Origin of the sequence: Brevundimonas sp. (assembly GCF_036402095.1) — a bacterium.
GTDB lineage: Bacteria > Pseudomonadota > Alphaproteobacteria > Caulobacterales > Caulobacteraceae > Brevundimonas.
The window spans coordinates 1-2,046 of record NZ_DASWTO010000210.1; the positions used below are offsets into that span (position 1 = coordinate 1).

Below are 2,046 nucleotides of genomic sequence, written 5' to 3' on the forward strand. Positions count from 1 at the left end.
GGGGGCGGATTCGAACCACCGACACGCGGATTTTCAATCCGCTGCTCTACCAACTGAGCTACCCAGGCGAGGCGTCCATTCGCGAGAGCGGCGTCTATAGGCGAGCCGTTTTCAGGTGTCCAGCGGTCTTGTCAGCCTTCGCCGTCGTCATCGGGCAGGGTCTCGTCGGCGGGCCCGGGCAGGACGTAGGAGCCGGCGAACCAGCGCTGCAGATCGACGTCGGCGCAGCGCTTGGAGCAGAAGGGCTTGTATTTCGGATCGGCCGGCGCGCGCCGGCAGGTCGGACAGGTCGCCATCGCTACATCAGCCTTCGTCGATATCCACGCCGCCCGAACGCGCCGAATCGGCCTTCACGCGCGCCCGGGGGCCCAGTCGCGCCGCGAGCGGCTCCGCCAGGGGGGCGACCGCGGGCGCGCAGCGCAGGGTCAGATAGGGCGCCGCCGTATTCTCCGCCAGCGCCAGCCGCAGCCTCCGCACCCCGTCGATGGCGCGGGTCCCCGGCGCGCCGTCCAGCCGTTCGTCGACCGGCGTGGTCCGCCACGGCAGGGACAGCATCAGCACGCCGAAGCGGTTGACCGGACCGAAGGCGATCTCCCGCCCGCTCCCGAACGCCGCCTTCGCGGCCGCCAGCGTCGCGGCGCCGTCATGCCCGCTCCCGACCAGATCGACGGCGACCAGCCCGCCCCAGCCCTTGAGCCGGATCATCCGCGCGGCCTGCATCAGCCCGTCGCGGTTGGCGCGGGCCTTGTCGCGCCGCCCGTCCCGTCCCGGCGCGGCGGCGTGATCGATGTCGACCGCCACCAGCGCCCGCGTCCGCTCGACGGCCAGACGCACGCCCAGGTGGGCGAACAGCCCGCCCGGGGCCAGCGCCTCCTCCTCCGCCTCGAGGGCCGCGCGGATCGCCGCCGCCCCGGTCCGCGCCTCGACGCCCGGGGCCAGTTGCGCCAGGGTCTCGGCCACGGACGGCCCCGGGCGGAGCAGCCCCGGCGCGCCCTCCCCCGCCCCGGTCAGGCGCAGCGTCGGGCCCTTGTGCTCGCGCGGCTCGGCCACGACCTCGACTTCGAGTTTCTGGCCGGGCGAGACGCGGTCGCTCTTGCGCAGCGGCAGGAAGCCGAACGGCTCCCGCGCGCCCAGATCGACGAAGGCGCCCCTCAATCCCGGATCGACGGCGATCACCCGGCCGACCGACTCCGCGCCGAGCCGGTGCTGCGGCGGATCGCTCTCTCTTTGTATAAGGAATCGCTCGAAGCGGCCGTCCCGGACGACCACGCCCCGGACCTCGCCGGGGCCATCGTCCAGAAAGACCTCGACCCCGCTCACTCCGCCCGCCAGCCGGCCCCGGCCAGCAGATTCACGGTCTCATGCAGCGGCAGGCCGACGATGGCGGTATAGCTGCCGACAATGCGGGTCACGAAGGCGGCCGCCCGGCCCTGGACGCCGTAGCCGCCGGCCTTGCCGCGCCATTCGCCCGAGGCGACATAGGCGGCGATCTCGGCGTCCGACAGCGGCTTGACGCTGACCCGCGCCTCGACCACGCGATGCCGGACCACCCCGCCCGCGGCCACCGCCACCCCGGTGAAGACCCGATGGTTGCGGCCCGACAGCAGTTTCAGGAAACGAACGGCCTCGGCCTCGTCGGCGGCCTTCTCCAGCAGCCGGCGGCCCACGGCGACCACGGTGTCCGCGGCCAGCACCACGGCCTCCGGCGCACGCCCGGCCGCCACCGCCGCCTTGCTCCGCGCCAGGCGGGCGGCGAGGCGCGGCGGCGTCTCATCCTTCAGCGGGGTCTCGTCGATGTCGGCGGGTTCGATGCGGTCCGGCGTGACGCCGACCAGCGCCAGCAGCTCCACGCGGCGGGGGCTGGCCGACGCCAGCACCAGTTCCGGACGGGCGGTCACGCCCGGTCCTTACTTGAAGCGGTAGGTGATGCGGCCCTTGGTCAGGTCGTAGGGCGTCATCTCGACCAGGACCTTGTCGCCGGCCAGCACGCGGATGCGGTTCTTGCGCATCTTGCCCGCGGTGTGGGCGATGATCTCGTGGTCGTTC

4 protein-coding genes are annotated in these 2,046 nt (G+C 73.4%); all 4 read right to left on the bottom strand.

Translation table 11 applies throughout. The features are described 5' to 3' along the window. Positions 1-131: 131 nt before the first annotated feature. Complete coding sequence (locus VGD32_RS13935; RefSeq protein WP_331032480.1) at positions 132-296, bottom strand: DNA gyrase inhibitor YacG; 165 nt, start codon at positions 294-296, stop codon at positions 132-134. Between the two features lie 7 nt (positions 297-303). Beyond that, the gene (locus VGD32_RS13940; protein ID WP_331032481.1) at positions 304-1,320 is read right to left on the bottom strand and encodes an RNA-binding protein; all 1,017 of its coding nucleotides are present in this window, start codon (positions 1,318-1,320) and stop codon (positions 304-306) included. Beyond that, positions 1,317-1,898, bottom strand: a complete 582-nt coding sequence (locus VGD32_RS13945; protein ID WP_331032482.1) for a Maf family protein — start codon at positions 1,896-1,898, stop codon at positions 1,317-1,319. Before VGD32_RS13945 ends, VGD32_RS13940 begins: the two co-directional genes overlap by 4 nt. A gap of 9 nt (positions 1,899-1,907) precedes the next feature. Continuing rightward, positions 1,908-2,046 (bottom strand): translation initiation factor IF-1 (gene infA / locus VGD32_RS13950; protein WP_331032483.1); only part of this gene is annotated, 139 nt, incomplete at its 5' end.